The sequence below is a fragment of the Azospirillum sp. NS33 genome (genome assembly GCF_059703765.1).
On the sequence record NZ_BAAKJB010000029.1, the window covers coordinates 31,716 to 56,995 of the forward strand.

Below are 25,280 nucleotides of genomic sequence, written 5' to 3' on the forward strand. Positions count from 1 at the left end.
CGGTTGCCGGCACCGGGCGCCATCAACGGCCCCACCCGAGGCGGACCCAACCAAGGGAGGATACCGATGATTCCGTTCATGCGCCTGGCGCCGCTCGCAGTGGCGTGCGTCGCGCTGGCCTCGACCGCCCATGCGGCCGATCTCACCGTGGGATTCTCGCAGATCGGCTCGGAATCGGGCTGGCGCGCCGCGGAGACCACCGTCACCAAGCGGGAGGCGGAGAAGCGTGGCATCGACCTGAAGATCGCCGACGCCCAGCAGAAGCAGGAGAACCAGATCAAGGCCATCCGCTCCTTCGTGGCGCAGGGCGTGGACGCCATCTTCCTCGCCCCCGTCGTCGCCACCGGCTGGGACACGGTGCTGCAGGAGGCCAAGGAGGCGGAGATCCCGGTGGTGCTGCTGGACCGCACCGTGGACGCCGACACGAGCCTCTACCTGACCGCCGTCACCTCCGACACCGTCCACGAGGGCCGGGTGGCGGCGCAGTGGCTGGCCAAGGAGGTGGGGTCCAAGCCCTGCCGCGTGGTCGAGCTGCAGGGCACCGTCGGCTCCAGCCCCGCCATCAACCGCAAGAAGGGCTTCGACGAGGTCGTGGCCAAGCACGACACCCTCTCCATCGTTCGCAGCCAGACCGGCGACTTCACCCGCACCAAGGGCAAGGAGGTGATGGAGAGCTTCCTCAAGGCCGAGAACGGCGGCCGCGACATCTGCGCCCTCTACGCCCACAACGACGACATGGCGGTCGGCGCCATCCAGGCGATCAAGGAGGCCGGGCTGAAGCCCGGCAAGGACATCCTGGTCGTGTCCATCGACGCGGTGCCCGACATCTTCAAGGCGATGGCCGACGGCGAGGCCAACGCCACGGTGGAGCTGACGCCGAACATGGCCGGCCCGGCCTTCGACGCCGTCCTCGCCTTCAAGGAGAGCGGCAAGCAGCCGCCCAAGTGGATCCAGACGGAGTCGCGGCTGTTCACCCAGGCGGACGACCCGATGGCGGTCTACAAGGACAAGCAGGGCATGGGCTACTGAGCCCGGAGGGAGGGGGCGGTCGCCGCCGGCCCCCTCACCCCCCCGGACCGGGTCCGGCCGCTTCCACACACCGCATCGGGTGCGCCATGGCATCATCCCCGCCCCTGCTGGAGGCCAGCGGGATCACCAAGAGCTTTCTCGGCCAGACGGCGCTGGACGGCGTCGACTTCACCCTGCACGCCGGCGAGGTCCACGCCCTGCTCGGTGAGAACGGGGCCGGCAAGTCGACCCTGGTCAAGGTGCTGACCGGGGTCCACCGCCGCGACGCCGGCACCGTCCGCATGGCCGGCGCCGCGGTGGCCCCGCACGGCACCGGCGAAGCGCAGGATCTCGGCATCGGCACGGTCTATCAGGAGGTCAACCTGCTGCCCAACCTGTCGGTGGCGGAGAACATCTTCCTGGGCCGCCAGCCCCGCCGCTTCGGGCTGGTCGACCGCCGAACCATGGAGCGCCGGGCCCGGGCGATGCTGTCCGGCTACGGCCTCGACCTCGACACCGCCACCCTGCTGGGCGACCATTCCGTGGCGGTGCAGCAGATCGTCGCCATCGCCCGCGCCGTCGACCTCTCCGGCAAGGTGCTGATCCTCGACGAGCCGACCGCCAGTCTCGACCACGGCGAGGTGGCGACCCTGTTCGCGGTGGTGCGGCGGCTGCGCGCCCGCGGCCTGGGCATCGTCTTCATCACCCATTTCCTCGACCAGGTCTTCGCGCTGGCCGACCGGGTCACCGTGCTGCGCAACGGCCGGCGCATCGCCACCGTGGCGGTGGCCGACACCGACCCCATGGCCATCGTGCGGATGATGCTGGGCCGCGCGCTGGAGGAGGCCGAGCACGCCGGCGGCCGCGCGCCGCACGCCGGCGCCGCACCGGCCATCGCCTTCGAAGGCGTCGGCCGCCGCCGGTCGGTGGCGCCCTTCGATCTTGCCATCCGCCCCGGCGAGGTGGTCGGCATGGCCGGGCTGCTCGGCTCCGGCCGCACCGAGACGGCGCGCCTCCTGTTCGGCCTGGACGCGGCCGACAGCGGCACCGTGCGCGTCGACGGCCGCCCGGTGCGCCTCGCCTCGCCGCGCCAGGCGGTGGCGCTGGGCTTCGGCTTCTGCCCCGAGGACCGCAAGACCGACGGCATCGTCGGCGACCTGTCGGTGCGCGAGAACATCATGCTGGCGCTGCAGGCGCGGCGCGGCTGGCTGAGGCCGCTGCCGCGGGCCGAGCAGGCGGCGCTGGCCGACCGCTTCGTCCGGGCGCTGGACATCCGCACCGCCGACGTCGAGACGCCGGTCAAGCTGCTGTCCGGCGGCAACCAGCAGAAGGTCGTCCTGGCGCGCTGGCTGGCCACCGAGCCGCGCCTGCTGATCCTCGACGAGCCGACCCGCGGCATCGACGTCGGCGCCCACGCCGAGATCGTCCGCCTGATCACCCGGCTGTGCGACGACGGCATGTCGCTGGTGGTGATCTCGTCGGAGTTCGACGAGCTGGTCGCCTGCTCCAGCCGCATCGTCGTGCTGCGCGACCGCCGCCATGTGGGCGAGCTGGCGGGCGGCGGGCTGAGTGCCGCCGCGATCATGCGCACCATCGCCGACGGCGGCGCTCCGCGCCCGGAGGCCGCGTGATGCCCGGCGCCCTCGCCCGCGGCCGCGCCGGCGTCCGCCACCGCGGCGCCGCGTGGCCGCAGTTCGCCGCGCTCGGCCTGGTCCTGCTGGCGAGCTGGCTGGCCTTTCCCGGGTTCTTCGACCTCACCATCACCGACGGCCGCCTCTACGGCAGCCTGATCGACGTGCTGAACCGCGGCGCGCCGGTGGCCATCCTCGCCGTCGGCATGACGCTGGTGATCGCGTCGGGCGGCGTCGACCTGTCGGTGGGCGCGGTCATGGCGGTGTGCGGGGCGGTGGCCGCGACCCTGATCGCCGACGGCCAGCCGCTGGCGGTGGCGCTGGCCGGCGCCCTGGCCGCGGGGATGGCGTGCGGGCTGTGGAACGGGTTCCTGGTGGCGGTGCTGGACATCCAGCCGATCGTCGCCACCCTGATCCTGATGGTGACCGGCCGCGGCATCGCCCAGCTCGTCACCGAAGGGGCCATCGTCACCTTCGTCGACCCGGGGATGGTGTTCCTCGGGTCGGGGGCGGTGGCCGGGCTGCCCATGCCGGTGGCCATCGCCGCGGCGCTGACCGTGGCGGCGGTGCTGCTGGTGCGGCGCACCGCGCTGGGCGTGTTCATCGAGGCGATCGGCGTGAACCGCCGCGCCAGCATCCAGGCCGGGCTCGACGCGCGGCTCGTGCTGATCGCGGTGTATGTGGCGTCCGGCGCCTGCGCGGCGGTCGCCGGGGTCATCGCGGCGGCCGACATCCGCGGCGCCGACGCCAACAACGCCGGGCTGTGGCTGGAGCTGGACGCCATCCTGGCGGTGGTGCTGGGCGGCACGTCCCTGTTCGGCGGGCGATTCTCCATTCCCATGTCGATCGTCGGCGCGCTGATCATCCAGGCCATGAACACCGGCATCCTCATGTCCGGCCAGCCGCCGGAGTTCAACCTGCTGATCAAGGCGGCCATCGTCCTCGCCATCCTCGTCCTCCAGTCGCCCCAGGCGGCGCGCGCCGCGTCCGCGGCCGCCCGGCGGTGGCGCCGCCCCGGGAGGGGCTGAGCCATGAACGCCCGCACCCTGCCGCTGCTGGCGACGCTGGCGATCTTCCTCGCCGCCTACGCCGCCTGCGCCCTCCAGTTCCCCGCCATGCTGTCCACCCGCGTGGTCGCCAATCTGCTGACCGACAACGCTTTTCTCGGCATCGTCGCGGTCGGTATGACGTTCGTCATCCTGTCCGGCGGGATCGACCTGTCGGTGGGCTCGGTGATCGCCTTCACCGGTGTGCTGCTGGCCGTCCTGATCGGCCGGCTGGGCGTCCATCCCCTGGCCGCCTTCGCCCTGGCGCTGGCCCTGGCGACGCTGGGCGGGGCGGCGATCGGGGCGATGATCCATTTCCTGGAGATGCCGCCCTTCATCGTCACGCTCGCCGGCATGTTCCTCTACCGCGGCGTCGCGTTCGTGCTCACCACCGACTCCCTGGCCATCGACCACGCCGCCTACGACGCCCTGCACCAGCTCTACTGGCGGCTGCCCGGCGGCGGCCGGCTCACCCTGATCGGCTGGGTGCTGATCGCGGTGACCCTGGCCGGGGTCGTGCTGGCCCACCGCACCCGGTTCGGCGCCAATGTCTACGCCCTGGGCGGCAACCGCGTCTCGGCGGAGCTGATGGGGGTGCCGGTGGCGGCCACCACGGTGGCGGTCTACGCCCTCTCGGGCTTCGCCGCCGGGCTCGCCGGCATCGTCTTCTCCCTCTACACCTCGGCCGGCTACCCGCTGGCGGCGGTGGGGGTGGAGCTGGACGCCATCGCCGCGGTGGTGATCGGCGGCACCCTGCTGACCGGCGGCGCCGGCTTCGTCGCCGGCTCCTTCATCGGTGTGTTGATGCAGGGACTGATCCAGACCTATATCGTGTTCGATGGAACCCTGTCGAGCTGGTGGACCAAGATCGTGATCGGCGCCCTGCTCTTCGCCTTCATCGTGCAGCAGCGCGCCCTGGTGTGGCTGTCGGGCCGCCGCCCCGCCGCGGCGTCGGGCGCCGGAGGCCCGGCCTGAGATGGCGGGCGGAGCGGGAGGCGGGGCCGCCGCCGGCGCCGACGGCGTTCCCATCGGCATCGCCTCGCTGGGCCGCCCGGCGGTGCGCACCCATCACGCCCACGTGGTGCGCGAGCTGGCCCAGGAGATCATCGGCGGCCATTTCCCGCCGGGCAGCATCCTGCCCAGCGACGCCGCCCTGATCGCCCGCTTCGGGGTCTCGCGCACGGTGCTGCGCGAGGCCATGAAGACGCTGGCCGCCAAGGGCCTGGTCCAGGCCAAGGCGCGCATCGGCACGCGGGTTCTGGAACGCTCCCACTGGAACCTGTTCGACCCGGACACCCTGGCCTGGCACCTGCAAAGCGGCGTCGACCGCCCCTTCCTGGCCGCCCTGGCCGAGGTCCGGCTGGCCCTCGAGCCCGAAGCGGCCGCACTCGCCGCGCGGCGCCGTGCCGCGGCCGACGTCGCCGAGCTCTACCGCCTGGCCGAGCGCATGGCCGCGGCGGCCAACACCGCGTCCAGCTTCGCCCACCACGACCTGGCCTTTCACCTGGTGGTGGCCCGCGCCTCGGGCAACCCGTTCATGCGCTCCATCAGCGCCCTGATCGAGGCGGCGCTGGCGGCGGCGTTGCGGATCTCCTCGCCGGCCGATGACCCGGCCAAGATGGCCGTCTCGGCCGAGGAGCACCGGCGCATCGCCGCCGCCGTCGAGGCCGGCGACGAGGACGGCGCGCGCGCCGCCATGCGCCAGGTCATCCGCTCCGGCGCCGACCGCATTGCCGCGGCGCTGGGCACCGGGCCGGGCGTGGCGGCGGAGGTCACGGCCGACCTGTCGGCGGACCGGACGGCGGACATCCCCGCGGGCGAGACGGCGGGCGCGCCATGATGCGCCTGATCGCCGACTGCGCCTGCGAGCTGGGGGAGGGCGCCCTGTGGCACCCGGAGCGCGGCGAGCTGCTGTTCGTCGACATCCTCGGCCACGCCCTCCACGCGCTGGCCGCCGACGGCAGCCCGCGGGGGCGGGTGGGCTTCGACGACCCGCCCTCGGCCATCGGCTGGATCGACCGCGCCCGGGTGCTGGTCGCCACCGCCCGCGGCTTCGTCGAGGTCGACCTGGACCGCGGCACGCGCACGCCGCGCCATCCCCTGGAGGCGGACATCCCCGCCACCCGCTCCAACGACGGCCGGGTCGACCGCCACGGCGCCTTCTGGATCGGCACCATGGGGCGGCGGGCCGAGCCCGGGGCCGGCGCGCTCCACCGCTTCGACGGCGGTGCGGTGGAGACCCTGCGCCGCGGCCTGTCCATTCCCAACGCCTGCTGCTTCAGCGGCGACGGGCGCACCGGCTATTTCGCCGACAGCGCCCGGGGCATCGTCTGGCGCTGGCCGCTGCACCCGGCGACCGGCCGGCCGGTGGGGCCGCCGGAGGTCTTCGTCGACCACTCCGGCCGCCACGAGAGCCCCGACGGGGCGATCACCGACGCCGAGGACCACGTGTGGTGCGCGCTGTGGGGCGGCGGCCGGGTGGCGCGTTACCGCCCCGACGGCAGCGAGGAGCGCTCGGTCCCCCTGCCGGTGGCGCAGCCGAGCTGCCCGGCCCTGGGCGGACCCGGCCTGACGACCCTCTACGTCACCACCGCGTGGGAAGGCTACGACGCGGCGCGGCGGGCGGCCGAGCCGGCGGCCGGTGGCGTCTTCGCCGTCACGGTGGACGTGCCGGGCCGGCCGGAGCCGCGCTTCCGGGCACGGTAGCCGGGCGCTGTATCCGGGCACGGGCATCCCGGCCCGGAATCCCGGCCCGGAATCCCGGCCCGGAATCCCGGCATGGCCGCGGTGTCTCAGCCGTGGGCCACCGGCAGGTCGAGCAGCCGGGCCAGCGCGTTGCGCGGCGCCACCACGTCGGCCAGGGTGTGGCGGTCGAGCACGGCCAGGAAGGCGCCGAGCGCCTCCGCCAGCACAGTCTTGAGCAGGCACGCGCTCAGCAGCGGGCAGGGCCGGCCGGTGGCGGCGTTCATGCACTCGGCCATGCACATCTCCTCCTCGGTCAGGCGCACCACGTCGCCGAGGCGGATGTGCTCGGCCGGGCGGCCCAGGCGCAGGCCGCCGTTGCGGCCGCGCACCGCCTCGACGTAGCCGGCCTGGCCGAGGTGGTGGGCCACCTTCATCAGATGGCTCTTGGAGATGGCGTAGCGGTCCGCCACGTCCTGGATGGTCATCAGCTCGTCCGGCCGCAACGCCAGGCACATCAGAAGCCGCAGGGCGTAATCGGTGTAGGTGGACAGGCGCATGGCCGGCGTCCTCGGGCGTCTGGCGGAGCGGTGCGTGCACCGCAGTGTGTCGCGCAACGGCCCAGAAATGAAGGTTTTTTCGAGGAAACTTCCGCTTCCCAGAAAAACAGTCATGAATTATGAATGTTTTGGCGCCGCGCGGCGTTTCCGCCATGCGGGAAGCCCGCGGCGCGGCGGCGGCGGCAGCCCGGCGGCGCTGGACCGGCGTGCCGGCCGCCACACATTGTCACCAGGCACAAGGGGGGAGGACGCGATGAACGAGAACGACCTGCAGCGGTTCGGGCTGGCCCTGCTGAACAGCCCGGCGGAAGCGATCGTCTATTCCGACCGCGAGGGGATGATCCGGTACTGGAACGCCGGGGCGGAGCGCATGTTCGGCTTCACCGCCGACGAGGCGCTGGGCCAGTCCCTGGACATCATCATTCCCGAGCGCCAGCGCCAGCGCCACTGGGAGGGCTACGACCAGGTGATGAAGACGGGCCAGAGCCGCTACGGCAGCGGCGACCTGCTGTCGGTGCCGGCCCTGCGCAAGGACGGCAGCCGCATCTCGGTGGAGTTCACCATCGTTGCGCTGACCGACGCCGACGGCGCCATGCTGGGCATGGGATCGGTGATGCGCGACGTCACCGCGCGGTTCACCGAGCTGAAGGACCTGCGCCGCCAGCTGGCCGGCCGCTGAGGGCGCGGCGCCGCGCGTGTTTACGCGCGGTCGTGAATTTGCGATGCTCCCCCATCTATGGGGGTAGGGGGAGCGGGTCATGGATCGCGACGGCGGGCGCACGACCGTGACGGGACGGACCGGACGGGGGCGGGCGCTGGGTCTGGCGGCCACGGTGGTGCTGTCGCTGCTGGCGGCCGCCTGCGGCAGCAGCGGGCGCGGCGACTACAGCGGCGACCACAACCAGCACATCGCCGAGGCCGCGGGCCGGTTCAACATGCCGGAGCAGTGGATCCGCGAGGTCATCCGCCAGGAGAGCGGCGGGCGGACGATGATGAACGGCCGCCCGATCACCAGCCACGCCGGCGCCATGGGGCTGATGCAGGTGATGCCCGGCACCTACCAGGAGATGCGGCGCAAGCACGGGCTCGGCTCCGACCCCTACGAGCCGCGCAACAACATCCTGGCCGGCACCGCCTACCTGCGGGAGATGTACGACCTGTTCGGTGCGCCGGGGTTCCTCGCCGCCTACAATTGCGGGCCGCGCTGCTACGGCGACTACCTCGCTGGCAAGCGCACCCTGCCGGGCGAGACCCGCCGCTACCTCGCCGCGGTGGGGCCGCGGCTGGGCGCGCCCAGCACCGCCACGGTCATGGTGGCCCAGGCCCCGGTTCCGGCCCCGGCCCCGGTGGTGGTGCCGGCCACCCCGCTGCCCGCCGCACCGGCGCGGCCGGTGGCGGCGCCGGTGCCCCTGCCGGCTCCGGCGCCGGCCCCGTCCTACCCGCCCTCGACCATCACGGTCGCCGCCGCCCCCCTTGCCGCGGCGGCGGCCCCGCCCATGGCGACCTCGGTGGCGGCGCCGCTGGCGGCCGGCGTGTGGACGGTGCAACTCGGCGCCTTCCGCTCCCCCGACGACAGCGCCCGGGTGATCGAGCGGGCGCAGCGCAGCCTGCCGACCCTGCTCGACCGGACGACGCGGGTGGTGCAGCCGGTGGACACCATCGAGGGCCCGCTGTTCCGGGCCCGCCTGGCCGGCCTGACCGAGCAGGAGGCGGCGCGCACCTGCCTCAGCCTGGCGGCGATGGGGATGGCGTGCTTCGTGGTGCCGCCCAGCGCGTGACGCCGGCTCACCCCGCCGCCGCGGCGTGGGGCAGGGGCGGGGCGAAGGGGCCGTCCGGCGGCGGCCCGGTCCGCGCCGCCTCCAGCGCCGCCAGCAGGGCGGCGGGATCGGCGCCGTAGGATTGCGCGGCCTCGCCCAGGGTCATGAAGGCGGCCATGGCGCAGCCCGGGCAGGCCATGCGCCGCTGCAGGAACACGGCGGCCAGGGCGGGCCAGCGCTCGAGCACCGCGGCGACGGTGAGGTCGGGGCCGAGGGGCGGCAGGGGTGCGGCGGGCATGACGGGTCTCCGACGGAGGGCGGGACGGTCAGCCTAGGGCCGCCCGTCCCGCCGGTCGTTGCGCTGCCGCAAACGCCGCCCCCTATTGCGCGTCGCCGGAGCCGCCGCCGCCCTGGGTGACCGGGTCGCCGGTCATGGTGCCGGTGCGCTTCTCGGCCAGCGACCCGTCGGGCAGGTCCCCGGCGGGATCGGCGGTGGTGGGATCGGCGGTGGCGCTGTCCTCCATGGAGCCGCCGTCGCCCTGGGTCACCGGCTCGCCGGTCATCGTGCCGGTGCGCTTCTCCGCCAGGGAGTCGGCGGGCAGCTCGCCGGTCACCGCGGCGCCGCTCTCCGGAGCCGTCGTCGCGGCCGGGGCGTCGGACTGCGCCGCCGCGGCGCCGGCGAACGAGGAGAGGCCCAGCGCGAGGGCGGACGCGAGCGCCAGATGGCGGGGATTGGTAATGGCCGTATCCTCCGGGTGTTTGACAAAGGGTGGCCGAGGCGTTGGCCGCCCCGGCACTGCCCCGACAACCGGAGGCGGAGCGGTGCGTTCCCGGGATCGTACCAAGGTCTAAGCGTCTAGGCCTCGCCCGGCGCCGGCTGCCGGGGCGGCGCCGGCAGGTCCTCGGCGATGGCGACGAGGCGGTGGGGGGCGCGGATCAGCACGTGCTGGCGGCCGCCCTCGACGATGCCCTGGCCCTCCCAGCCCGACAGGGTGCGGCTGACGGTGTGGAGGGTGGTGCCGGTCATCTCCGCCAGGTCCTGGCGCGACAGGGGGAAGTCGATCTCGACCCCGGCCTCGACCCGGCGGCCGCCCTGGCGGGCCAGGCGCAGCAGGGCGCGGGCGATGCGCCGCTCGACCCGCTCGGTCGACAGCTCGCGCAGGCGGCTCTGCATCTCGCCGAGGCGGCGGCCGATGATGCCCAGCGCGTTGAGCGCGATGCGCGGGTGGCGCTCCATCAGCGCGGTCATCGCCGCGGCCGGCCAGTGGATCTCGACGCAGTCGGCCACCGCCACCGCGTCGGCCGGGTAGACGCCGCCGGTGAACATGGCCAGTGTGCCGTACATCTCGCCGGGGCCGAGGAAGCGCAGCACCACCTGCTGGCCCTCCGCCCCGGTCTGCACGATCTTGACCCGGCCGTCGATCAGCGCGTGGCCGGCGGCGGCCTCGTCCCCTTGCGCGAAGATCTGGGTGCCCTTGGGCAGGCGGCGGGTGTGGGCCCGGGCCACCACCTCGGCCAGGGCCGCGCCGTCCAGCCCCGCGAACAGGGCCATGCCGTGGAGGACGGCGGGGTCGGGGGTCGGCGGCATGGCGGGCGGCTCCCTGCTGGCGGTGCGTGCGGCGGCCGGTCGCAGTCTAGCGCAACCCGTGCGCTCTTTGCGCCCCGACAAACACGGCTCCGGGGCGCGGGCGCATCGTCGGTCCAACAGCGCGGCCGACGCCGGCCGCCGCCCCAAGGAACGGAGCGAACCGCCATGACCCCCCGTACCCTGCTCGCGTCCACCGCCGCCGCCCTGGTGCTCGCCCTGGCCGGCCCCGCCCCGGCCGACACCGCCCCGGCCGACACCGCCCTGACCGAGACCGTCCCGGCGCCGGTCGACATCGTGCGCGACGCCGCCGCGGTGCCCGCCGCCACCGGCCGCACCGCCCCGGCCACCGTCCGCCTCGACCTGGAGACCAAGGAGGTCCTGGGCACACTGGCCGACGGCACGAGCTACCGCTACTGGACCTTCGCCGAGGCCGGCGGGGCGCCCAAGGTGCCGGGCCCGCTGGTGCGCGTGCGGGTCGGCGACACGGTCGAGGTGTCGCTGACGAACGACGACGACAGCATGATGATGCACAACGTCGACTTCCACGCGGTGACCGGCCTGCACGGCGGCGGCAGCGCCACCCGGGCGGCCCCCGGCGAGACCAAGGGCTTCACCTTCAAGGCGCTGAAGCCCGGCCTGTACGTCTACCACTGCGCCGTGCCGATGGCCGCCCAGCACATCGCCAACGGCATGTACGGCATGATCCTGGTGGAGCCCGAGGGCGGCCTGCCGCCGGTCGACCACGAGTTCTACGTCATGCAGGGCGAGATCTACACCGAAGAGGCGTACGGCAGCGCCGGCGAACTGACCGAGAGCTACGACAAGCTGATGGACGAGCGGCCCGAATACTACGTCTTCAACGGCGCCGCCGAGGCGCTGACCGGCGACCGCGCCCTGCGGGCGACGGCGGGCGAGACCGTGCGCATCTACTTCGGCGTCGGCGGCCCCAACAAGACCTCGAGCTTCCACGTCATCGGCGAGATCTTCGACCACGTCTACGACCTCGGCTCGCTCACGGCGCCGCGGCTGAGCGACGTGCAGACCATCACCGTGCCGCCGGGCGGCGCCGCGGCGGTGGAGTTCACGGTCGAGGTCCCCGGCTCGTACCTGTTGGTCGACCACGCCCTGTCGCGGGCCGCCCGCGGCCTGATCGGCACCCTGGTGGTCGACGGGCCGGAGCGCCCCGACCTGTTCAAGCCCGGCCTGCCCGACCAGACCGCCCAGGCCGCCCAGGCCGACGCGGCGCACTGACGCGGACCGCGGTGCCGCACCCTCTTGGCAGGGGTGCGGCGCCGCGCCATCATGGGCAGACCAACCGGACGCAACCCAAAAAAAGAGTGTTCCCAATGAGTTCGCCCACCCCCGACGGACCCGTTCCCTACGGTCTGCCGATCCCGCTCGCCGCCGCCAAGCGGGTGGCGGAGGCCGCCGAGCGCGAGGCCCTGCGCAACGGCTGGCCCATGGTCATCGCCATCGTCGACGGCGCCGGCCGCCCCGTGCTGCTCCACAAGATGGACCACGCCCAGAACGGCAGCGTCGCCATCGCCGAGGGCAAGGCCCGCACCGCCGCCGATTTCAAGCGGCCGACCAAGGACCTGGAGGACACCCTGGCCAAGGGCGGCCTGCACCTGCGCCTGCTGGCCGCACCGGGGATGACGCCGCTGGACGGCGGCCTGCCGCTGCTGGTGGACGGCCGCATCGTCGGCGCCATCGGCGTGTCGGGCATGGCCCCCCACCAGGACGCCGTGGTCTCCCGCGCCGGGGCCGACGCGCTGTAGGCGCCGCCCACCCATCACCATGCGACTGTTGCCGCGGCGGCTTCGGTCCGCCGCGGCGACGGCGCAGCCGAAGGGGGAGGGTGCCGGCCGGCGGTGTCAGTCGGCCAGCGCCCGCCGGACCGCCACCGGCTCGCGTGCGATCACGCGCAGAAGCGCGCGCGCCGGCCCGCGCGGCGTGCGGCGGCGTTGCTCCCACTGGCGCAGCGTGTGCACGCTCACCCCGAAGGAACGCGCAAACTGTTCCTGCGTCATGCCAACGGACGCCCGCACCGCGGCAACGTCGACGTCCTCGACGTCGACCACGTGCACCCGCATTCCCGGCACCTCTTCCCCTCTGGCGTGCGCCAGAGCCTCTTGCAGTCCGCGGATGATGCTTTGTCCGATGTCGCTCATGGTTCCTTCCTCCGCGCCGCATCCTTTACACCACCCGGCCGCCGCCACGCTTGCCGTGGCCACCCACGGCTATCCGGACCTTCCGGATGCCGGCGCCATGGGGAATGAGCGTCCCGCATTCCGGGTCGCTCGCCAGAAGATCGATGACCGCGGCACGCTCGCCTTCCGACAGGAGTTCCGCGGCGCGCGCCGCGAATTCGGGCGTCTCGGCCACGGCTTGGGGGATGGTGGAGCGGGTGGTGGTCATGCCTGCGATTGTAGAGGTCGCCGCCACTATACACCACCCCGGTACTCCGCCAATGACATACTCCGGCGCATGGCCGTCACGTCTGGCTGCCGGCAGTGTATCTTGGCACCGGCCCTTGCCCGTGCGTGCGCGGCTGCTCACGCTGCGACACCCTGAGGGTCCTGCGGGTCGCCCGCCATGTCGACGCCGGCGGCGGCCTGCTGCGCTGGCCGGGCCGGCGGAACGAGCGACTGCTCGGCCTATGGGTGATGTGGGCGCGCCTGCCCGCCGCCGCGGTGCTGGACGAGCCCGCGGTGAACCGCCACCTGGCCGCCCATCACCGCTTCGGCGACCACGCCCTGCTGCGCCGCGAGCTGTGCGACCTGGGCCTGCTGGTGCGCACCCGCGACGGGCGGGAGTACCGGCGGATGGAGCGCCGCCCGCCGCCCGAGGCGTGCGTCCTGATCGGCCACCTCAAGCCGCGGGTGGCGCCGGCGGCGGCGGCCGGAGCGGCGGCGTAACGGCCATCGCCGGCGAGTTTGCGCCAGCGCAAAAAGTGGACCTGGCGGGTGTGGTTTTCTCCCCTGGACCGAACTCCAGGGGAGACCCCTTCCATGATCAGCACCAGGACGCTCTGGCTGGTCCTCGGCCTCGTGATGGTGGCGTCGTTCGCCGCGCTCGGGCTGATGGGCCGGCAGATGCACCGCGAGGCGCCGCCGCTGCCCGACCGGGTGGTCGCCGCCGACGGCGGTGTCCTCTACACCCTCGACGACATCCAGCAGGGCCGGCTGGCCTGGCAGTCCATGGGCGGCATGCAGGTCGGCTCGATCTGGGGCCATGGCGGCTACGTCGCGCCGGACTGGTCGGCCGACTGGCTGCACCGCGAGGCGGTCGCCCTGCTCGACCTGTGGGCGGGGCGCGCCCATGGCGTGCCCTACGCGGCGCTCGACGCCGAGGAGCAGGGGGCGCTGCGCGAGCGGCTGGTGCGGGAGATGCGCACCAACACCTACGACCCCGCGACCCGCACCCTCGCCGTGTCGGCCGACCGCGCCGCCGCCATCCGCGCGGTGGCGGCCCACGTCCAGGCGCTGCTGGGCGACGACCCCGCGTTGGAGTCCCTGCGCGAGCAGTACGCCATCGCCAACGACGCGGTGCCCGACGCCGGCCGGCGCGCCGACATCGCCGCCTTCTTCTTCTGGACGGCCTGGGCCGCCGGGACGGAGCGGCCGGGCGACACCGTGACCTACACCTCCAACTGGCCGCACGAGCCGCTGATCGCCAACACGCCCTCGGCCCCCAACGTGATGTGGTCGGTGTTGAGCGTGGTGCTGCTGGTGGCCGGCATCGGCGCCCTGGTGTGGCGCCACGCCGCCACCCGCCGCGAGGACCACGTCGTCCCGCCCACCGCCGACCCGCTCAAGGCGCTGGCGCCGACCCCGTCGATGAAGGCCACGGCCAAGTATTTCTGGACGGTGATCGGCCTGTTCCTGCTGCAGATCACCCTGGGCGCCATCACCGCCCACTACGCGGTGGAGGGGCACGATTTCTACGGCATCCCGCTGGCCGACATCCTGCCCTACGCCGTCACCCGCACCTGGCACACCCAGCTGGCGGTGTTCTGGATCGCCACGGCGTGGCTGGCCACCGGCCTCTACATCGCGCCGGCGCTGTCGGGCCACGAGCCGCGCTTCCAGAAGCTGGGCGTCGACGTGCTGTGGGGGGCGCTGGTGTTCGTCGTGCTGGGCTCGCTGGCCGGCGAATGGCTGGGGGTGCAGCAGGTCCTCGACCTCGACACCAACTGGTGGTTCGGCCACCAGGGCTGGGAGTACGTCGACCTCGGCCGGTTCTGGCAGACCCTGCTGTTCGTCGGCCTGATGCTGTGGCTGGTGCTGGTCGGCCGGGCCCTGTGGCCGGCGCTGACCCGGGCCGACGAGAGCCGCCCGGTGATGATGGTGATGTTCCTGTCCACCGTCGCCATCGGCCTGTTCTATGCGGCCGGCTTCATGTGGGGCAAGCACACGCACATCTCCATGGTCGAGTACTGGCGCTGGTGGGTGGTCCACCTGTGGGTGGAGGGCTTCTTCGAGGTCTTCGCCACCGCCGTCATCAGCCTGCTGTTCGTGCGCCTGGGGCTGGTGCGGGCGATGACCGCCAACGTCGCCGTGCTGGCCTCCACCGTGGTGTTCCTGTTCGGCGGCGTGCTGGGCACCGCCCATCACTGGTACTTCTCCGGCACCCCGGTGTCGGTGATCGCGGTGGGTGCGGTGTTCTCGGCGCTGGAGGTGGTGCCGCTGGCCCTGGTGGGCGGCGAGGCCTTCGAGACCTACCGCCACACCAAGGCCGCACCCTGGGTTGCCACCTACAAATGGCCGATCCTGTTCTTCGTCGCCGTGTCCTTCTGGAACCTGCTGGGCGCCGGGGTCTTCGGCTTCCTCATCAACCCGCCGATCTCGCTCTACTACGTCCAGGGCCTGAACCTGACCGCCAATCACGGCCACACCGCCCTGTTCGGGGTGTACGGTATGCTGGGCATCGGGCTGATGCTGTTCTGCCTGCGCGGTCTGGTTCCGGCGCACGCCTGGAACGACGGCCATCTGAAGTGGACGTTCTGGCTGCTCAACGGCGGGCTGGCTATGATGTCCTTCCTGTCGCTGTTCCCGGCGGGCGTCTACCAGGCCTGGGCCAGCGTCACCCAGGGGCTGTGGTACGCCCGCTCACCCGAGATCGTCCACTCCACCCTGATGGAAACGCTGGTGTGGATGCGTGTGCCCGGCGACATCGTGTTCAGCGCCGGCGCCGTCATCCTGGCCCTGTTCGCCTGGCGCCTGGTGCGCGCCGGCCTGGCCCGCACCAGGGCGGCGCCGGTTCCGGTGGCGAGCCCCGCCGTGCCGGCGGAGTGAGCGACGCCCGCCACGGTGGAGCCCGTTAGGGGGGCGGCGGTCCGGCAGCGATGCCCGGGCCGCCGCCCCGCGGCGTTTCCGGTGGGAACGCTTCCCCGCGGCCGGTCACTAAGGCCGCGGGAACAGTCGCCATGGTGGCGGCGCCCGCAGCGACGGAACGGCACATGGACAGCAAGGTGTTGGATGCGGTGCGGCAATGGCTTCACGGGGCCAGCGGCGGCGCGGTGGCCCTGACCACGGTCGACGGCAGCGGCTTCGCCGCGGTGGCGGTCGACGGGGTCGACGTCGTGGTGGAGGTCGACGCGGCGTACGACCTCGTGCGGTTCACCGCATCGGTGCACGAGGCGACTGACTCCGCCGGCCCGGCCGTACGTGCCCTGGCGCTGGAGCTGAACTTCACCACCCTGTTGCCCGCCGGCATGGGGCTGGGCGCCCAGCCCGGGGGGAACGAGCTGTTCCTGTCCATGGCGATCCCCGCGGCCTTCGTCGCGCCGGACCGCCTGACCATCATCCTCAGCCGCTTCGTCGCCGAGGCCCGCGCCGCGTGCGAGCGGCTGGCCGAGGCGGGCCGGAGCGCGGCCGCCATGGTGCCACCGGCCTTCGCCGGGGCGTCGCCCCAGGACTTCATCCGCGGTTGAGCGCCGCCGTGCGGCAGACAGGAGACGGCAGATGATGGGGTCTATCGGCGGGCTCGCCCCGCGCGCCACCACCCTCTTCGCGACCGAGGGCGGGCCGGCGTTCATGAAGCTCGCGCAGACCGGGATGAAGGCGTTCTCCACGGTCAAGACCGGGGTGCACCCGTTCGACGCGTCCTTTCCCACCCCGGGATTCAACAACGTGCTGACCGGCTCGGGCGCCATGTCGCCGGGCACGATGATGCACATGGCGACCAAGTACAGCCGGATGGTGCCGGAGGCGATGGGGCACATGACCGGCACCGGGATGACCGGCGCGCTGGGCAAGCTCGGCTACTCGCAAAAGGAGATCGACGCGATGGTCGCCCAGAGCCATCGCTACGCCGAGACCGCGGTGGACGGGCCGGAGCGCGACCCCGGCCAGGTGCTCAACGCCACCCTCACCGGCCTGATCAAGCAGCTGCCCACCGACCAGAAGGAGCAGGCCTTCGTCGACGTCCTCGACGGCATGCGCAGCACGGTGCTGAGCGGGCGCGACTGGCAGAGGGCCGAGGCGAAGGAGGGCAACCTCTTCGTCGGCTTCCGCGAAACGGACAACCCGTACTCCATGTACTATTTCAACGTCGATCAGGCGCGGGACCTGGTGCCGGAGCTGGTCGTGACGGACCCCAGGGGCGGGGTCACGATGGACCCCGAACGCCTGAAGGATCTGGCGGCCCTGCCCGGCGGGGCGAATCCCAGCCGGATCTTCCTGGCCGAAGCCACGTCCGACTTCACCTACCTGACCTCGACCGTCAACCCGCTGACCGCCACCGCGACGGGCGGCGACCAGCAGGTGCGCCCGGGCGGCGGCGGCCAGTCGCAGGTGCGGCCCAGCCAGCTTTCCGACCGCACGGAGGTCGACCTGACGACGCTGATGAACCGGCTCGACCTGGACTGATCCGCCGCCCGTCAGGCCGCTTCCGCGGCGGGGATGATGGCCTCGGCCAGGAGCGCGTTGAGGGCGCCGACATGGCCCTCGCTGCGGGCCGGGCGCGTGGGGTCGGAGGTGACGACCACGGTGAGCGCCAGGGAGGGCACGACGTACAGCATCTGCCCGCCATAGCCGCGGGCGTAGGCCAGCGTGTGGCCGCCGGCGGCACCGAGGAACCAGCCGTAGCCGTAGGCGTCGCCGGAGAAGGGGGAGCGGGTGCGCGGCGTCCACGACGCCCGCACCCAGTCCTGGGACAGCACCCGCCGCCCCTCCCACACGCCGCCCTGGCGCCACATCTCGCCGAAGCGGAACAGGGCCAGGGGCGAAAGCGCCATGTTGTTGCCGCCGAGATAGAAACCCTGGGGGTCGCGGGTCCACGGCGCCACCGCGACGTCCAGCGGCGCGCCCAGCCAGTCGCGGGCGAGGTCGAGCAGGCTGCGCCCGGTGACCCGGGCCAGCACCGCCCCCAGCACGTGGTAGCTGCCGGTGGAGTAGAGCATGCGCTCCCCCGGCTCGGCCACGAAGGGGCGGGACAGCGCGTGGGCGACCCAGTTCGCGCTGGCCACCCAGGGGCCGTAGCCGGGACCGGAGGTGCGCTCCAGCCCGGCCTGCATGGTCAGCAGCTGGGCCACCGTCAGCCCGGCCACCCGCGGGTCGGCACGGCGTGGCACCAGCCCGGGGGCGAGGCCGCCCAGGGTCGCCTCCACGCCGGCGAGCGCGCCGCGGTCGATGGCGGCGCCGGTCAGCGTGGCCACCAGCGTCTTCGACACGGATTTGACGTTGACCGCCCGGTCCGGTGCCGGGCCGCGGAACGCCTCGGCCAGCGCGATCCGGCCGTGGCGGCCGACGACCAGGGCGTGCAGCTGGTCGAGCCCGGCGGCGCGGTCGGCGGCGCGGCGCAGCAGGCCGGGGTCGAAGGCGGCGCCGGTCGGCGGGGCCGGGGCCGCGACGGCCGGCCGCGCCAGGGCGGGCAGGGCGGCCGCCGCCGCGGCGGCGAGCAGGGTCCGGCGGGGGAAGGGGCGGGGCATGGAAACCATGCCCTGCCATGTGGGGCCGCCGGCGGGCGTGGAAAAGCCCGGCCCCCGGCCGGCGTGGTCAGAAGGTCGCCGACGCGGTGAGCAGGAAGGAGCGGCCCGGCTCGTAGAGCGGGGTCACCGTGCCGAACTCCTGGCCGTAGGTGGCGCGGTTGGCGTAGGTCTCGTCCAGCAGGTTGCGGACGTCGGCGCGCAGGGTGAGGTTGGAGAGGCCGGGGATGCGGTACTCCACGAACAGGTTCACCACCTCGTAGCCTTCCAGCGGCTGGTGGCCGGCCGCCACGTCGTGGTGGTCGAGCGCGATCTCCACGTCGGCGCCGATGGTGAGGTCGAGGTCGCGCAGGGTGTGCGCCCCGCCCACCGTGAGGATGCGGCCCACCGGGGTGGCCAGATAGGTGCCGAGGTCGGAATCGGCCGGCTCCCCGTCGATGGTGACGTCGATGTCGGCGTAGGTGGCGCGCACGTAGCCGTCGCCCCAGTCGTAGCCGACCCCGACCTCGAAGCCCCGGGACGTCACGTCGCGCGCCAGCGTGCCGCTGCCCGCGGCGTAGCGGGCGGCGCGGGCGTCGTGGATCATGGTGCGGAACACCCGCCCCGCCACCGTGACGCCGTCGTGGCGGGCCTCCAGCCCCAGGGTCACGTTGTCGGCGGTCACCGGGTCCGGCCCGTCGGGGCCGTAGTCCCACACCGTGTTCATGATGTAGTTCTCGGCCAGCGGGATGCCGGCCCAGGTGTGGGAGTAGCCGCCGGTCGCGGTCAGCCACTCCTCCACCAGGTCGACCGCGGCCGAGGCGTTGTAGCTGACCCCGGAGTTCGTCCACTCCTCGCCCGTCGTGCCCTCGAACACCTGGCGGTCGCCGCGCAGGCCGAGCGACAGGCGCAAGCGCTCCACCGGCTCCAGCCGCGCCTGGGCGTAGAGGCCGAGGTTGCGGGCCCGCTCGCCCACCGCGTAGGTGGGGTCCTCGTAGGTCGCCTCGTCGCGGTAGAAGTCGGCGCCGGCGGTGAGGGTGCCCAGCGCGAAGCCGAACACGTTCTCCGCCTTGCCGTTCAGGGACTCCGTGGTGCCGCCGCCGGGATAGCTGCCGGCCACCGTGCTGGGGGCGACCGGGCGGGTGAAGATGTCGGTGTCGATGTCGGTGCGCCCGTAGGCCACCACCACCCGCGGGTTCCACACCTCGTCCGGCTGCTCGTCGGTGTAGGTGAAGACGAGGTTGCGGCGGTCCATGGAGTAGTCGCGCACCTTGGGCTCCCACGCCGGGCGGCCGGAGATGGCGCCGATGTTGGCGCGGAACGGCCGCGGGGCGTCGTCGCGCACCTGCTCGTAGCTGAGCTGGAAGCGGTGGCCGCCCTCGGTCTGCACCGCCGCCTTGGCGAGGCCGCTGATGAGGTCGGTGTCGGTGCCGGCCATGGTCTGGCCGTTGCCCGCCTCGACGCTGTCGCCGGTGCCGTAGGTGACGTAGCCCAGGGCGTCGAAGCCCTGGTGGCGGGCGAAGGCCGAGGCGCTGCTGGTCAGGGTCGGGCCGTTGCTGTTGGCGGTGGCCTTGACGAAGGCGCCCAGCCCGTCGGCGGCCAGGAAGTCGCGGGCGCCCTTGGTCTCGTAGGCGATGGCGCCGGCCAGCGCGCCGGGGCCGGCGTCGGCGGGCGCGACGCCGGCGTCGACGCGCACCGCCTTCAGGAAGGCCGGATCGATCAGGGTCGTGCCGCTGTGGTGGAACACCTTGTTGTTCTGGCGGCTGCCGTCGATCGAGACGGCGAGGTTGGTCTCTTCCACGCCCTGCACGTACACCTTCTGGGACATGGGCAGGGAGCTGCCGACCTGGATGCCCGGCTCTCCAGCGAAGACGCCGGCGATGTCGGTGGCGTTCTTGCGCTCCAGCTCGGCCGCGGTGATCACCGTGCGCCCGGCCCCTCCGCCCTGGCCGGCGGCACCGGCGACGGTCACCGGGGCGAGGAGGAGGGCGCCGTTGCCGGCGGGCGCCGCGGTCAGGGCGACCGACGCCGGTCCGGTCATGCGGTAGGCGACGCCGGTGCCGTCCAGCAGGGTGGCCAGCGCCTGGGCCGGCGTCATGGAGCCGGTGACGGCGCGCGCGGTGAGGCCCGACGCGAGGCCGCTGGAATAGCCGACCTGCCAGCCGGTCTGGCGGGCGAAGGCGTCGAGGGCGGCGGCCAGCGGCTGGGCCGGCAGGGCGAAGTCCAGCACGGCGCCCTGGGTCTGGGTGGCGCCCTGGGCCGTGCCCTGGGCCAGCGCCGGGGCCGGTGCGGCCAGCAGGCCGGCCAGCGCGGTGGAGGCGGCGAGCGCCAGGGCCAGGGGCCGGACCGGGGCGGCGGGGGCGCGCCGGAAGATCGTGTGGGTGGACGCGGTCCGGCAAGCCATGGCTGCTGCTCCTCTCGTTCGTGCGGGCGGCGGGGCGGGGCGCGTGGGCGCGACCACCCCCTGTTCCGCCTGACGTCCGAGGACCGGCAGCCTCACAAAAAAACCTAACCCAAAAGGACGATGCCGCCGGGCAGCACGGTGATGCGCACGCCGGCGATGCCGGCCAGCGCGCGCAGGGCGTCGAGCGGGGCGTCGGTGCGGTAGCTGCCGCTGACCCGGGTGCGCTCCACCCGGTCGTCGAGCACGAGGATCGGCCCGTCGTGGTAGCGGCCCAGGGCGTCGACCACGGCGGCCAGGGGCTGGTCGTGGAAGACGTAGCGGCCGTCGCGCCAGGCGAGCGCCACGGCCAGGTCGGCCGGCGCCGGCGGCGACAGCCTCGCGTCGCCGGCCGTGACCCCCTGGCCGGGGGCCAGCGTCACGGGGGTGCCCCGGCCGTCGCCCCGGCGCACCGTCACCCGGCCGTGCTCCAGCACCACGGCGTCCTCCCGGTCCCCGGTGTGGACGGCGAAGGCGGTGCCGGTCACCTCGACGCGGCTGTGCGCGGCGGCCACCCGGAACGGGCGGTCGGGATCGGGCACCACGTCGAAGAAGGCCTCCCCCCGCAGCAGCCGCACGTCGCGCCGGTCGCCGGCGAAGTCGACCGCCACCGCCGAGGCGGTGTCGAGCAGCAGGCGCGAGCCGTCGGGCAGGGTCACCGCCCGCCGCTCCCCGGTGGCGGTGAGGTGGTCGGCGCTCCACCGCACCGCCAGCACGGGCACCAGGTGCAGGCCGATGGCGGCGAGCACGGCGGCGGCGGCCAGCGATCCCCACCACACCCCCGGCCGCGCCCGGGGCGCCCGGCGCGGCGGGCCGGCGGGCCGGGCGGCCTGCCGGGTGGCGGCCTGCAACTCCGGCATCGCGCCGACCGCGGCGACCGCGTCCCAGGCGGCGGCGTGGCGCGGATCCGCCCGCCGCCAGGCCTCGAAGGCGGCCTGCGTCGACGGGTCGGCCGGCCCGCCCTGGAGCGTGACGAACCACGCCAGCGCGGCGTCGACGGCGGGGTCGGGGTGGTGGTAGCCCTCGTTCCTGTCCTGGTCCACTCGCTCCATGCCGCGTCCCGTCGTCGTGCCCCGCCCTCCATCTTAGACGTTCGAGGCGGCGGATGACACAAAGAGCCGGCCTGCCACCGGGAGGGCAGGGGGCACGACGGTGCGGCTTGACAGCAAAATCCAGCGAATGATAATCGCTCGCATCTTGTTGCCGTCCGGCCCCATCGATGGTGCCCCTTCCCCCATGCCCGTCCGCCTCAACGCCGTGTACGTCGACCACCGCCGGTCCCTGCTGGGGCGGGCGATGAGCATCGTGCGCGACCGGCAGGTGGCCGAGGACCTGATCCAGGAGTGCTATCTGCGCGCCCACAGCGCCGCGCAGAAGGGGCCGATCGCCAACATCGGCGCCTTCCTGCACCGCACGGTGCAGAACCTGGCGCTCGACCACCTGCGGCGGCGGCGCACGCGCGAGCGGTTCGAGGTGGCGGCGGCGGACGGGGCCGACGCCCTGCAGGTGGTGTGCGGCGCCCCCACGGCCGAGGAACGGCTCTTGCAGCGCGAACGCGTCGTTCGCTTCAAGGACGCGCTGGACCGCCTGCCGGAACGGGCCCGCCGGGTGTGGCTGCTCAGCCGGGTCGAGGGCTGGCCCTATCCCCGGATCGCCCAGCACCTCGGGGTCTCCCAGGGCACGGTCTTCAACGACATGAAGCTGGCCATGGGGCACATGGTGGACGCCCTGGCGCGCGGCGACCGCGGCTGAGGGCGCCCCGCGCCGCGTCCGCAAATGCACAAAACGGCGCCATTGTCGCGCGGTGAGGTCATTTGCCCATGATTTGTGCGTTGCCGGGCCGGGCCGGGCCCGGCGGTGGCCGTCCGCGAACGGCGCAAACGCTTGGCGTGGCAGGTCCGGGGCCGGTCCGGCCGGGGTGGCCCACAAAGTGCATACACTTTGCAAACACCTGCTCCACGGAAAGGACTCCTCGCGATGATGAACCGGCGTGATTTCCTCGGCAGCGTTTCGGCGGCGACCGCGACGGCGGCGACGGCGGGGGCCGGCGTCCTGCCCTTCCTGCGGGCCCTGCCCGCGGCCGCGGCCACCGGCGACACCCTGGTCGTGGTCACCGGCACCACCATCAACAGCCTCGACCTCCACCGCACCGGCACCAACCGGCCCAGCTACCAGATCTCGGTCAACTGCTACGACCGGCTGCTGTCGTTCGGCACCAAGACCATGCCCGACGGCTCGCTCAGCTACGACTACGCGACCCTAAAGCCGGAGCTGGCGGAGAGCTGGGAGATCGCGCCCGACGGGATGTCCGCGGTCTTCCATCTGCGCAAGGCGACCTTCTGGGACGGCAAGCCGGTCACCGCGGCCGACGTGAAGTGGTCGCTGGACCGCGCCGTCACCGTGGGCGGCTTCCCGACCACCCAGATGAAGGCCGGCGCCCTGGTGTCTCCCGACCAGTTCGAGGTGGTCGACGAGACGACGGTGCGCATCAAGTTCATCCACCCCTCGAAGCTGACCCTGCCCGACCTCGCCGTGCCGGTGCCCTTCATCATCAACGCCGAGGTGGCCAAGAGCAACGCCACCAAGGACGACCCCTGGGCCATGGAGTTCCTGCACCGCACCCCGGCCGGCTCCGGCGCCTTCAAGGTGGAGCGCTGGGACCCCGGCCAGCAGCTGGTCTACACCCGCAACGAGGAGTGGGCGTCGGGCCCGGTGCCGGCGGTCAAGCGGGTGATCATCCGCGAGGTGCCGTCCCAGGCGACGCGGCGCGCCCTGATCGAGCGCGGCGACGTCCACATGTCCCACGACATCCCGGCCAAGGACGCCCGTGAACTGGCCGAAGGCGGCAAGGTCAAGGTGGTCGGCACGCCGGTCGAGAACTGCATGAACGCCCTGTGCCCGAACCTGATCTTCGAGCCGTTCAAGGACAAGCGGGTGCGCCAGGCCGTCGCCTACGCCATCCCCTACGCCGACATCTACGCCAACGCCGCCTACGGGCGCGGCACCAAGCTGTGGGGCGGCGCGGGCGGCGAGCCCACCGACATCGCCTGGCCGCAGCCGTCCCCCTACACCACCGACTACGACAAGGCCAAGGAGCTGCTGGCCCAGACCGACTACGCCAGTGGCTTCGAGGTGCCGCTGTCCTTCGACCTGGGCACCGCCGAATGGGGCGAGCCCACCGCCCTGCTGATCCAGGAAGGCCTCGCCAAGATCGGCATCAAGGCCACCATCGACAAGATCCCTGGTGCCAACTGGCGCACCGTCGCCCTGGTCGACAAGAAGCTGCCGCTGCACCTGGAGAACTTCGGTGGCTGGCTGAACACACCCGATTATTACTTCTACTGGGCGTACGTGAAGGGCAACCTCTTCAACTCGTCGAACTACGACGACGCGGAGATGAAGACGCTGGTCGACGAGACGCTGCACATGGCCGTCGACAACCCGGACTACGCGCCGAAGATCAAGCGGATGATCGCCAAGGCCTTCGACGACGTGCCGCGCATCCCGCTGTGGCAGCCCAGCATGGAGGTGGCGATGCGCCCCGACGTGACCGGCTACACCTACTGGTTCCACCGCATGCCGGACGTCCGCCCGCTGGGCTTCCGCAGCGCCTGAGGGAGGGCCCGGCCGTGACGGTTCCCGCCAAGGCCCGGCTCGCCGGGCGCCGCCTGCTCCAGGCGCTGCCCGCCCTGCTGGGCATCGTCGTCATCACCTTCGTGCTGACCCGGGCCCTGCCCGGCGACCCCGCGGTCTACTTCGCCGGGCCGGCGGCGGACGAGGCGTCGATCGCGGCGATCCGTCACGAGCTGGGACTCGACCGCAGCCTGCCGGTGCAGTTCCTGGCCTATGTCCAGGACCTCGCCACCGGCGACCTCGGGACCTCCATCTCCACTGGGCAGCCGGTGCTGGAGGAGATCCTGCGCCGCCTGCCGGCGTCGCTGGAGCTGACCCTGCTGGCGCTCCTGCTGGCGGTGGCGGTGGCGGTGCCGCTGGGCATCCTCGCCGCCACCCGGCCGGACACCTGGATCGACCATCTCTGCCGGTTCATCGTCACCGCCGGGGTCTCGCTGCCCACCTTCTTCACCGGCCTGGCCCTGGTCTACGTGTTCTATTATCTGGCCGGCTGGGCGCCGGCCCCGATGGGGCGCCTCGACTTCATCTCCCTGCCGCCGGATCCGGTGACCGGGTTCTACGTGGTCGACGCCCTGCTCGCCGGCGACACCGCGGTGGCGCTGGCCGCGCTCGCCCACCTCGCCCTGCCGGCGATCACGCTGGCCCTGTTCACCCTGGCGCCGATCGCCCGGATGACCCGGGCGGCCATGCTGCAGGCCCTGGGCAGCGAGTTCATCCGCACCGCCCGCGCCGCCGGCCTGTCGCGGCGCCGGGTGCTGCTGACCTACGCCCTGCGCAACGCCATGCTGCCGGTGGTCACCACGCTGGGCATGGTGTTCTCCTTCGCGCTCGGCGCCAATGTGCTGGTGGAGAAGGTGTTCGCCTGGCCCGGCATCGGCTCCTACGCGGTGGAGGCGCTGGTGGTCTCCGACTACGCCGCGGTGCAGGGCTTCGTGCTCACCATGGCGCTGCTGTTCGTCGCGCTCAACCTGGTGATCGACCTGGCCTACACGCTCATCGACCCGCGCCTGGGTCTGGAGGACTGAG

General features: G+C 73.3%; 26 protein-coding genes. 17 read left to right on the plus strand and 9 right to left on the minus strand.

Going from position 1 to position 25,280, the window contains the following annotated elements; genetic code table 11:
• Positions 1–66: 66 nt before the first annotated feature.
• From ytfQ to AC6H2I_RS22495, 6 genes are all read left to right on the plus strand, one after another.
• Positions 67–1,029 carry a galactofuranose ABC transporter, galactofuranose-binding protein YtfQ gene (ytfQ, locus tag AC6H2I_RS22470; protein ID WP_497502956.1) on the plus strand — a complete coding sequence of 321 codons (963 nt, stop codon included), beginning with the start codon at positions 67–69 and terminating at the stop codon, positions 1,027–1,029.
• An 86-nt stretch (positions 1,030–1,115) separates the two neighbouring features.
• Entirely contained in the window at positions 1,116–2,639 is a 1,524-nt protein-coding gene (locus AC6H2I_RS22475; protein ID WP_497502957.1) for a sugar ABC transporter ATP-binding protein, read from the plus strand.
• Positions 2,639–3,667, plus strand: coding sequence for an ABC transporter permease (locus AC6H2I_RS22480; protein WP_497502958.1), 1,029 nt, complete (start codon positions 2,639–2,641; stop codon positions 3,665–3,667). Before AC6H2I_RS22475 ends, AC6H2I_RS22480 begins: the two co-directional genes overlap by 1 nt.
• Positions 3,668–3,670: 3 nt before the next feature.
• Positions 3,671–4,660, plus strand: a complete 990-nt coding sequence (gene yjfF, locus AC6H2I_RS22485) for a galactofuranose ABC transporter, permease protein YjfF (RefSeq protein ID WP_497502959.1) — start codon at positions 3,671–3,673, stop codon at positions 4,658–4,660.
• A gap of 1 nt (position 4,661) precedes the next feature.
• Positions 4,662–5,525, plus strand: a complete 864-nt coding sequence (locus AC6H2I_RS22490; RefSeq protein WP_497502960.1) for a FadR/GntR family transcriptional regulator — start codon at positions 4,662–4,664, stop codon at positions 5,523–5,525.
• Positions 5,522–6,391 carry an SMP-30/gluconolactonase/LRE family protein gene (locus tag AC6H2I_RS22495; protein ID WP_497502961.1) on the plus strand — a complete coding sequence of 290 codons (870 nt, stop codon included), beginning with the start codon at positions 5,522–5,524 and terminating at the stop codon, positions 6,389–6,391. Before AC6H2I_RS22490 ends, AC6H2I_RS22495 begins: the two co-directional genes overlap by 4 nt.
• Positions 6,392–6,477: 86 nt before the next feature.
• Here the strand turns inward: AC6H2I_RS22495 and AC6H2I_RS22500 are convergent, their stop codons facing one another.
• On the minus strand, positions 6,478–6,927 hold the full coding sequence (locus AC6H2I_RS22500) for an RrF2 family transcriptional regulator (protein ID WP_497502962.1): 450 nt from the start codon (positions 6,925–6,927) through the stop codon (positions 6,478–6,480).
• Positions 6,928–7,180: 253 nt separating this feature from the next.
• On the opposite strand from AC6H2I_RS22500, the gene AC6H2I_RS22505 reads away from it, so the two are divergent.
• Positions 7,181–7,606, plus strand: a complete 426-nt coding sequence (locus AC6H2I_RS22505) for a PAS domain-containing protein (protein ID WP_497502963.1) — start codon at positions 7,181–7,183, stop codon at positions 7,604–7,606.
• A 79-nt stretch (positions 7,607–7,685) separates the two neighbouring features.
• Positions 7,686–8,705 (plus strand): transglycosylase SLT domain-containing protein, encoded by a 1,020-nt coding sequence (locus tag AC6H2I_RS22510; protein ID WP_497502964.1) that lies wholly within the window; start codon positions 7,686–7,688, stop codon positions 8,703–8,705.
• A gap of 7 nt (positions 8,706–8,712) precedes the next feature.
• On the opposite strand, the gene AC6H2I_RS22515 is transcribed toward AC6H2I_RS22510, so the two are convergent.
• The 3 genes from AC6H2I_RS22515 to AC6H2I_RS22525 form a co-directional block, all read right to left on the minus strand.
• Entirely contained in the window at positions 8,713–8,982 is a 270-nt protein-coding gene (locus AC6H2I_RS22515; protein WP_497502965.1) for a DUF1858 domain-containing protein, read from the minus strand.
• Positions 8,983–9,064: 82 nt separating this feature from the next.
• On the minus strand, positions 9,065–9,298 hold the full coding sequence (locus AC6H2I_RS22520; protein WP_497502967.1) for a hypothetical protein: 234 nt from the start codon (positions 9,296–9,298) through the stop codon (positions 9,065–9,067).
• A gap of 242 nt (positions 9,299–9,540) precedes the next feature.
• Positions 9,541–10,272, minus strand: a complete 732-nt coding sequence (locus tag AC6H2I_RS22525) for a Crp/Fnr family transcriptional regulator (protein ID WP_497502969.1) — start codon at positions 10,270–10,272, stop codon at positions 9,541–9,543.
• A 165-nt stretch (positions 10,273–10,437) separates the two neighbouring features.
• Here AC6H2I_RS22525 and nirK point away from each other — a divergent pair, with 165 nt between their 5' ends.
• Together nirK and AC6H2I_RS22535 are read left to right on the plus strand one after the other, a co-directional pair.
• On the plus strand, positions 10,438–11,523 hold the full coding sequence (nirK, locus tag AC6H2I_RS22530; RefSeq protein ID WP_497502970.1) for a copper-containing nitrite reductase: 1,086 nt from the start codon (positions 10,438–10,440) through the stop codon (positions 11,521–11,523).
• Positions 11,524–11,618: 95 nt separating this feature from the next.
• Positions 11,619–12,050 carry a GlcG/HbpS family heme-binding protein gene (locus tag AC6H2I_RS22535; protein ID WP_497502972.1) on the plus strand — a complete coding sequence of 144 codons (432 nt, stop codon included), beginning with the start codon at positions 11,619–11,621 and terminating at the stop codon, positions 12,048–12,050.
• Positions 12,051–12,146: 96 nt separating this feature from the next.
• On the opposite strand, the gene AC6H2I_RS22540 is transcribed toward AC6H2I_RS22535, so the two are convergent.
• Together AC6H2I_RS22540 and AC6H2I_RS22545 are read right to left on the minus strand one after the other, a co-directional pair.
• A complete protein-coding gene (locus tag AC6H2I_RS22540; RefSeq protein ID WP_497502973.1) occupies positions 12,147–12,443 on the minus strand; it encodes a helix-turn-helix domain-containing protein in 297 nt (98 codons plus the stop codon).
• Positions 12,444–12,468: 25 nt separating this feature from the next.
• Positions 12,469–12,690 (minus strand): hypothetical protein, encoded by a 222-nt coding sequence (locus tag AC6H2I_RS22545; RefSeq protein WP_497502974.1) that lies wholly within the window; start codon positions 12,688–12,690, stop codon positions 12,469–12,471.
• 125 nt (positions 12,691–12,815) lie between these two features.
• Between AC6H2I_RS22545 and AC6H2I_RS22550 the strand changes: the two genes are divergently transcribed.
• The 4 genes from AC6H2I_RS22550 (at position 12,816) to AC6H2I_RS22565 (ending at position 17,144) form a co-directional block, all read left to right on the plus strand.
• On the plus strand, positions 12,816–13,190 hold the full coding sequence (locus AC6H2I_RS22550) for a DUF2087 domain-containing protein (RefSeq protein ID WP_497502976.1): 375 nt from the start codon (positions 12,816–12,818) through the stop codon (positions 13,188–13,190).
• Between the two features lie 93 nt (positions 13,191–13,283).
• Entirely contained in the window at positions 13,284–15,569 is a 2,286-nt protein-coding gene (locus AC6H2I_RS22555; protein ID WP_497502978.1) for a nitric-oxide reductase large subunit, read from the plus strand.
• Positions 15,570–15,733: 164 nt separating this feature from the next.
• A complete protein-coding gene (locus AC6H2I_RS22560; protein ID WP_497502980.1) occupies positions 15,734–16,207 on the plus strand; it encodes a type III secretion system chaperone in 474 nt (157 codons plus the stop codon).
• 31 nt (positions 16,208–16,238) lie between these two features.
• The gene (locus tag AC6H2I_RS22565) at positions 16,239–17,144 is read left to right on the plus strand and encodes a hypothetical protein (protein ID WP_497502982.1); all 906 of its coding nucleotides are present in this window, start codon (positions 16,239–16,241) and stop codon (positions 17,142–17,144) included.
• Between the two features lie 11 nt (positions 17,145–17,155).
• Here AC6H2I_RS22565 and AC6H2I_RS22570 read toward each other — a convergent pair whose 3' ends face one another.
• The 3 genes from AC6H2I_RS22570 to AC6H2I_RS22580 all read right to left on the minus strand — a co-directional run bounded on the left by AC6H2I_RS22570 (position 17,156) and on the right by AC6H2I_RS22580 (position 21,673).
• Positions 17,156–18,205: a serine hydrolase domain-containing protein gene (locus tag AC6H2I_RS22570; RefSeq protein ID WP_497502984.1), complete on the minus strand. Its 1,050-nt coding sequence runs from the start codon at positions 18,203–18,205 to the stop codon at positions 17,156–17,158.
• Between the two features lie 67 nt (positions 18,206–18,272).
• Positions 18,273–20,585 carry a TonB-dependent receptor gene (locus AC6H2I_RS22575; protein WP_497502985.1) on the minus strand — a complete coding sequence of 771 codons (2,313 nt, stop codon included), beginning with the start codon at positions 20,583–20,585 and terminating at the stop codon, positions 18,273–18,275.
• A gap of 104 nt (positions 20,586–20,689) precedes the next feature.
• Entirely contained in the window at positions 20,690–21,673 is a 984-nt protein-coding gene (locus tag AC6H2I_RS22580) for a FecR family protein (protein ID WP_497502986.1), read from the minus strand.
• Positions 21,674–21,857: 184 nt separating this feature from the next.
• On the opposite strand from AC6H2I_RS22580, the gene AC6H2I_RS22585 reads away from it, so the two are divergent.
• The 3 genes from AC6H2I_RS22585 (at position 21,858) to AC6H2I_RS22595 (ending at position 25,279) form a co-directional block, all read left to right on the plus strand.
• Positions 21,858–22,373 (plus strand): RNA polymerase sigma factor, encoded by a 516-nt coding sequence (locus AC6H2I_RS22585; protein WP_497502988.1) that lies wholly within the window; start codon positions 21,858–21,860, stop codon positions 22,371–22,373.
• Positions 22,374–22,598: 225 nt separating this feature from the next.
• Positions 22,599–24,236, plus strand: a complete 1,638-nt coding sequence (locus AC6H2I_RS22590; protein WP_497502990.1) for an ABC transporter substrate-binding protein — start codon at positions 22,599–22,601, stop codon at positions 24,234–24,236.
• A gap of 14 nt (positions 24,237–24,250) precedes the next feature.
• Positions 24,251–25,279 carry an ABC transporter permease gene (locus AC6H2I_RS22595; RefSeq protein ID WP_497502992.1) on the plus strand — a complete coding sequence of 343 codons (1,029 nt, stop codon included), beginning with the start codon at positions 24,251–24,253 and terminating at the stop codon, positions 25,277–25,279.
• The last annotated feature ends 1 nt before the right edge of the window (position 25,280 follow it).

What these genes read in the sequence shown, in the direction of transcription:
- AC6H2I_RS22505 (WP_497502963.1), top strand. Translation starts at nt 7,181, where the DNA reads ATGAACGAGAACGACCTGCAGCGGTTCGGGCTGGCCCTGCTGAACAGC.
- AC6H2I_RS22490 (WP_497502960.1), top strand. Translation starts at nt 4,662, where the DNA reads ATGGCGGGCGGAGCGGGAGGCGGGGCCGCCGCCGGCGCCGACGGCGTT.
- AC6H2I_RS22475 (WP_497502957.1), top strand. Translation starts at nt 1,116, where the DNA reads ATGGCATCATCCCCGCCCCTGCTGGAGGCCAGCGGGATCACCAAGAGC.
- AC6H2I_RS22555 (WP_497502978.1), top strand. Translation starts at nt 13,284, where the DNA reads ATGATCAGCACCAGGACGCTCTGGCTGGTCCTCGGCCTCGTGATGGTG.
- ytfQ (WP_497502956.1), top strand. Translation starts at nt 67, where the DNA reads ATGATTCCGTTCATGCGCCTGGCGCCGCTCGCAGTGGCGTGCGTCGCG.
- AC6H2I_RS22570 (WP_497502984.1), bottom strand. Translation starts at nt 18,205, where the DNA reads ATGCCCCGCCCCTTCCCCCGCCGGACCCTGCTCGCCGCCGCGGCGGCG.
- AC6H2I_RS22525 (WP_497502969.1), bottom strand. Translation starts at nt 10,272, where the DNA reads ATGCCGCCGACCCCCGACCCCGCCGTCCTCCACGGCATGGCCCTGTTC.
- AC6H2I_RS22545 (WP_497502974.1), bottom strand. Translation starts at nt 12,690, where the DNA reads ATGACCACCACCCGCTCCACCATCCCCCAAGCCGTGGCCGAGACGCCC.
- AC6H2I_RS22575 (WP_497502985.1), bottom strand. Translation starts at nt 20,585, where the DNA reads ATGGCTTGCCGGACCGCGTCCACCCACACGATCTTCCGGCGCGCCCCC.
- nirK (WP_497502970.1), top strand. Translation starts at nt 10,438, where the DNA reads ATGACCCCCCGTACCCTGCTCGCGTCCACCGCCGCCGCCCTGGTGCTC.
- AC6H2I_RS22500 (WP_497502962.1), bottom strand. Translation starts at nt 6,927, where the DNA reads ATGCGCCTGTCCACCTACACCGATTACGCCCTGCGGCTTCTGATGTGC.
- AC6H2I_RS22515 (WP_497502965.1), bottom strand. Translation starts at nt 8,982, where the DNA reads ATGCCCGCCGCACCCCTGCCGCCCCTCGGCCCCGACCTCACCGTCGCC.
- AC6H2I_RS22580 (WP_497502986.1), bottom strand. Translation starts at nt 21,673, where the DNA reads ATGGAGCGAGTGGACCAGGACAGGAACGAGGGCTACCACCACCCCGAC.
- AC6H2I_RS22510 (WP_497502964.1), top strand. Translation starts at nt 7,686, where the DNA reads ATGGATCGCGACGGCGGGCGCACGACCGTGACGGGACGGACCGGACGG.
- AC6H2I_RS22480 (WP_497502958.1), top strand. Translation starts at nt 2,639, where the DNA reads ATGCCCGGCGCCCTCGCCCGCGGCCGCGCCGGCGTCCGCCACCGCGGC.
- AC6H2I_RS22535 (WP_497502972.1), top strand. Translation starts at nt 11,619, where the DNA reads ATGAGTTCGCCCACCCCCGACGGACCCGTTCCCTACGGTCTGCCGATC.
- AC6H2I_RS22590 (WP_497502990.1), top strand. Translation starts at nt 22,599, where the DNA reads ATGATGAACCGGCGTGATTTCCTCGGCAGCGTTTCGGCGGCGACCGCG.
- AC6H2I_RS22540 (WP_497502973.1), bottom strand. Translation starts at nt 12,443, where the DNA reads ATGAGCGACATCGGACAAAGCATCATCCGCGGACTGCAAGAGGCTCTG.
- AC6H2I_RS22495 (WP_497502961.1), top strand. Translation starts at nt 5,522, where the DNA reads ATGATGCGCCTGATCGCCGACTGCGCCTGCGAGCTGGGGGAGGGCGCC.
- yjfF (WP_497502959.1), top strand. Translation starts at nt 3,671, where the DNA reads ATGAACGCCCGCACCCTGCCGCTGCTGGCGACGCTGGCGATCTTCCTC.
- AC6H2I_RS22560 (WP_497502980.1), top strand. Translation starts at nt 15,734, where the DNA reads ATGGACAGCAAGGTGTTGGATGCGGTGCGGCAATGGCTTCACGGGGCC.
- AC6H2I_RS22565 (WP_497502982.1), top strand. Translation starts at nt 16,239, where the DNA reads ATGATGGGGTCTATCGGCGGGCTCGCCCCGCGCGCCACCACCCTCTTC.
- AC6H2I_RS22585 (WP_497502988.1), top strand. Translation starts at nt 21,858, where the DNA reads ATGCCCGTCCGCCTCAACGCCGTGTACGTCGACCACCGCCGGTCCCTG.